Raw genomic sequence first — 4,550 nt, forward strand, 5'->3', positions numbered from 1 at the left:
TCGCTGAATATTAAGCAGCATGCAGTGAACAGTCTGATTGATCAAAAGGTTCTGGAAATTGAGGCCCAAAAGTTGAAAATTGTTGTGTCTGACCAAGAGCTTAAACAGGATCTGCTGTCAGTTAAGGCATTCCAAAAAGACGGTGTCTTTAATATAGATCTGTACAGGCGGGTGCTTGGACAAAATTCCATGACTCCCGAAACCTTTGAAGCGAGTCAGCGCAACACAATCAGGAATGCCAAACTCCAGCGCATGGTGATCAATGGCATAACCGTGGGAGATCAGGAAGCCCAGGCCTGGTATTCATTTAACAATGCAAAAGCCAGTATTGATTATATTATGATTGATCCGGGCACATTTTCTGATGTTTTTGCCGATGAAGCGCAGATTCGTTCCCAGTATGACAATCATCACGATCTTTACATGTCTGAGCCTAAACGCAAAGTTGCATTCCTGGTGTTTGCGCCGGGGGATTTTGAGGCTCAGGTTAAGATTGATGAAATTTCTATCCGGGATTTTTATAATCAAAACCCGACACGGTTTACCACTCCGGAGCAGGTTGAAGCCAGTCATATCCTTATAAAGGTTGACGAAAACGCCGATGAACAGGCCGTGGCCAAGGCCAAAGAAGAGGCTTTGAGCGTTTATGAGAAAGCAGTCAAGGGGGTAGATTTTTCAGAACTGGCCAAAGCCTATTCTCAGGGGCCGTCTGCCGCCAGTGGTGGCTACCTGGGCCGGTTCGGCAGAACCAGTATGGTAAAACCCTTTTCTGATGCCGCGTTTGCCATGAAAGCAGGCGATATCTCACAGCCTGTAAGAACCGGTTTCGGCTGGCATATTATTAATGTGACAGATAGAACACCTGAAGCCGTGACGCCTTTTGAGACCGCCAAAGTAGAGATTCAAAAGGAACTGGCTGCAAGCCGGCTTCAGGATCTGGCATATAATAAGGCTGAGGATGCTTATGATGCCGTGCTTGATGGTGATTCCTTTGAACAGGTTGTCCTGCTTGCAGGTAAACAGCCTGTAAACACACCTGCTTTTGCTGCCATGGGAACGGAACTTAAGGGTATGGGTATTTCGGATCCCGGTCAGTTTGCCGCCGCAGCCTTTTCCCTGGCTGATAATGAGATCAGTGAAATCAAGAAAATCGGAAACAATTATTACCTGATGCATGTGCTTGAAAAGATAGACCCGGAGTTGCTTGCCTATGAAGATGTAAAAAATGAAATTGCCGTTACATTAACTGCCGATCTGAAAAAACAGGCAGCTAAGAAAGCCGCTGAGTCAATGCTTCAAAAAGCAGGCAAGGATGCCGATGCCGTAAGTCTTGAAAAAATTGCCGCTGATAACCATTTTAAGGTCCAAGCCAGTAAGATGTTCACACGCACTGAAGATATTCCCGGTATTGCCGGATCTGTGGCCCTTGCACAAGCCGCTTTTACTCTTGATGAAAAAAATCCTGTTTATAAACAAGTTGTTGAAGTGTCAGGCAAATTCTATATTATCGGCCTTAAGGAAAAACAGGTGCCTGAGGCAACTGCCATTGCCGATAATCTTGATACGGTTAAGCTGCAACTTGAAACCCGAAAACAGCAGGCGTATTATTCTCAATGGCTGGCGGCCCGGAAAGAGAAAGCTGAAATACGGATAAATACAGATATTATCAATTAATTAATATTGAAATAGAGATCTACCCTACATTTCGCTCTTTAATTCATAACTATCTGAATTTATTAATAGCGGAGTTAAAGTTGAGTGAAAATACACAATTTTATTTCTCATAAATTAGGATACTTACAGAGACAAGCGAAATGTAGGATCTATAGATATTAATCTGGTACTTTATGCCGATAAATGGCGATTCAAGATTTATTTTGATTCGAAAGCGATTTTAATGGTTCCGATACATTGTTTTTTAGATAATAGTCCAGATCAAACAGCTGTTTGAATGTAAGATCGGTAAATTTGATGTGGCGCTTTCTGACTTTCATTGAACTGAATGACGGCGTATTCGTTATTTCATAGTCGGCAACCGTCTGAAAGGGAAGATCGCCAACATAATATCCCATGCTGCTTAGGAAAATAGACTCTTCATTTCTATTCACAGGTTCTTCTGATTTGTTTTCTGTGTTGATATATTTGAAACACAGTCCGCCCATACTGATGTCGATGATTTGACCAATCTTGTTGGAATTGGGACTGATGGCTGCATAGGCACCTTCCACCGCTTTATACCGTTTGTGTTTTCTACGCTCAATGGTTCTTTTTCTGCCAACCATAAGTAAATCCTTAACTTTCTGTGTTAAAAATCTTCTTTTTTGCATTAAGCTATATAAGCAATATTTATACCCTCAATTTTTTTTTATGGTTTTATTCAATGGACTAAGTCCTAAACGACGAACATTGCGAATAAATAAAAAAATTCCCATCTTGTTTTTTATTGGGGTCAATTTAAAGTTTTTCCGCTATTATGAAATTTATTTGGCAACAATTGTGTAAATAAAGTGTTAAATTGAGAAAAAAAATTCTGTGACCGTGGGCTTTGTATTTCTTCAGGGCTCTGTTTGAAATATCCGACATACAGTCTGACACACACTGTAATCAAACCCTCTATAACGCAAATAGTTCATTATTTTTTTTCTGCATTCCGATTCATCCAGACTGTTCCAGGCCTGCTTTTTAGTTTCAACGGCTTTTAATGCCAATTCCTCGTCTTTGTATACAGATAGGAGTTCTTCAGCAAGTGCCGGATCGATGCCTTTTTTGCGCAGCTCAAATCCAAGGGCAAATACGGATTTGGGTTTGTAACGGATTCGGCTTTCGATAAACCCGCGTGCAAATGCTCTGTCGTCAAGGTAATTAAAGTTTGACAACTGCACAATAACCTGATCAATAATATTGCCGTCATATCCTTTATCAGTCAGATAATTTTTCATCTGCCGGATTGTTTTAGGGCTTTTTGACAGATACCCCAAGGCCTTTTGGTATGCTTTTTCAACAGTCATTTTCTATATTCTCTCAGGGCTATTTTTCATTTCCTTTCGCTCCTTCAACTATGCGACCAGGGCTTTTGACCAGATCCTCCAACAGGTTGAGCAAGCCTTTTCCCACTGCGGAAGGATGAAGGAGAACCACAGTGGGATCTGATATCTTACCATAGGCTCTGGCCGGGAAAGAGACAAGTCGGCCGTTAAGAATCGCATTTACAACCGGAATGTATTTAATGATGGTATCGATGGTTTTAAACGGGGCCACCAAAAAGGTGATATCCAGGGCATCATTTAGCGGATCTGCCCATCCTTCGGCAATGATGCCCATATTGTCTGCATCAATGACGGCATTTTTTATATGCACCACACTTTCTTTTACGTCTGCATCGGCAGTAAATGTCTTAAATCCGAACCCCTGTTGCTGCAGGTCCGTTTCTCCTATAATATTGACAAGTGATAAGAGCCTGGAAAGCACCGTGGCTTTGAATATACGGCCGGACTGGGCCTTAAAATTAAGATGCCCGTTCTGTTTGGATTTCACCATGTCAAAGGTCTGTGCGGAGCCGGCAAGTTCTCCTTCAAGTGTATAACTTCCTTTAATAACACTTTGAGTGCCTGTCAGGCATCCGATTGAAAGCGACACCTCCTTTGCCTGTTTCGTATTGAAAAACGTGTGAGTCAACACCCCGGGCCTGTCACCGGCAGGATTGATGGTTATTTTGCTTGAAAGATCAAGGCCGCAAAGAAGGGCATGGGTAATATCGATATGCGTGGACAATTGATGAATTGTCACCTTTGCCCGAACTCCCTGGTATACACGCTGGTCATAGTTCAATGTGTTGACGTTGATAAAAATCCGGTTTTGTTTTACCAGGGGGCGGGCGGATGCAGATGTTTTCTGCAGGGGCAAAAAGGAATCAAGATCAAGCGTGTCTGCAGTTATGGTGATGTCGCCTGTTTTATCCGTTGAAACCGTCAATGCATTGTCACCGGTTGCCTCCTGAAGTTTCCGGTAAAGATACGAATCAGGGTGAAGCATGTTTTCCAGGGTTGGTTTATCCAGTTGCCCGTAAAAAACAATCCTGGGCATGTCCGGCTGGTTGTAAAAGGTTAGATCGGCATGGGTTCGCTTCCCATCCTCTATCTGCAGCTTTGACAGGGTCATTTTGTCCACGGCAGGACCGTCTGCCATGAAGGATACCGTTGCACCCGAGATCATGCGTAACTTTCCCTGAAACAAACAGGCATTTGCTTGCCTCACAAATTGTGCCTGGGTCAGTGTCAGGGGGAGGATAATACTTTGGGTATATTCGGGTGAAATGTTATTTTCAAGCCAGGAGAGGTCTTTAATGGTACAGGCAATTTCGGACACGGTTATCGTTGAAGGGGTTGCGTTGAATGTGCAGAATAGGTCGGACAGCCCTTGGGTTTTGTCTGAAAATATAACAGCCCCTTTATTGATCTGGCCTGTCATGTGGACCTGCCACAGGTTTGGGGAGAACATGGGGCCTTCAAGCCTAAAGTCATTAATGTCCATGATTCCGGAAAAATCTTTAA

At 43.0% G+C, this 4,550-nt stretch carries 4 protein-coding genes; 1 reads left to right on the forward strand and 3 read right to left on the reverse strand.

The window, feature by feature from the left end; genetic code table 11:
• On the forward strand, positions 1–1,674 hold a 1,674-nt coding region (locus tag AB7U36_RS19075), incomplete at its 5' end, for a peptidylprolyl isomerase (RefSeq protein WP_428161236.1).
• 191 nt (positions 1,675–1,865) lie between these two features.
• On the opposite strand, the gene AB7U36_RS19080 is transcribed toward AB7U36_RS19075, so the two are convergent.
• The 3 genes from AB7U36_RS19080 to AB7U36_RS19090 all read right to left on the reverse strand — a co-directional run.
• Positions 1,866–2,282 (reverse strand): PilZ domain-containing protein, encoded by a 417-nt coding sequence (locus AB7U36_RS19080; protein WP_287562175.1) that lies wholly within the window; start codon positions 2,280–2,282, stop codon positions 1,866–1,868.
• Between the two features lie 273 nt (positions 2,283–2,555).
• A complete protein-coding gene (locus tag AB7U36_RS19085) occupies positions 2,556–3,008 on the reverse strand; it encodes a regulatory protein RecX (protein ID WP_428161237.1) in 453 nt (150 codons plus the stop codon).
• 19 nt (positions 3,009–3,027) lie between these two features.
• Positions 3,028–4,550: AsmA-like C-terminal domain-containing protein (locus AB7U36_RS19090; RefSeq protein ID WP_428161238.1), on the reverse strand; the 1,523-nt coding region annotated here is incomplete at its 5' end.

Source organism: Desulfobacter sp. (assembly GCF_050177295.1).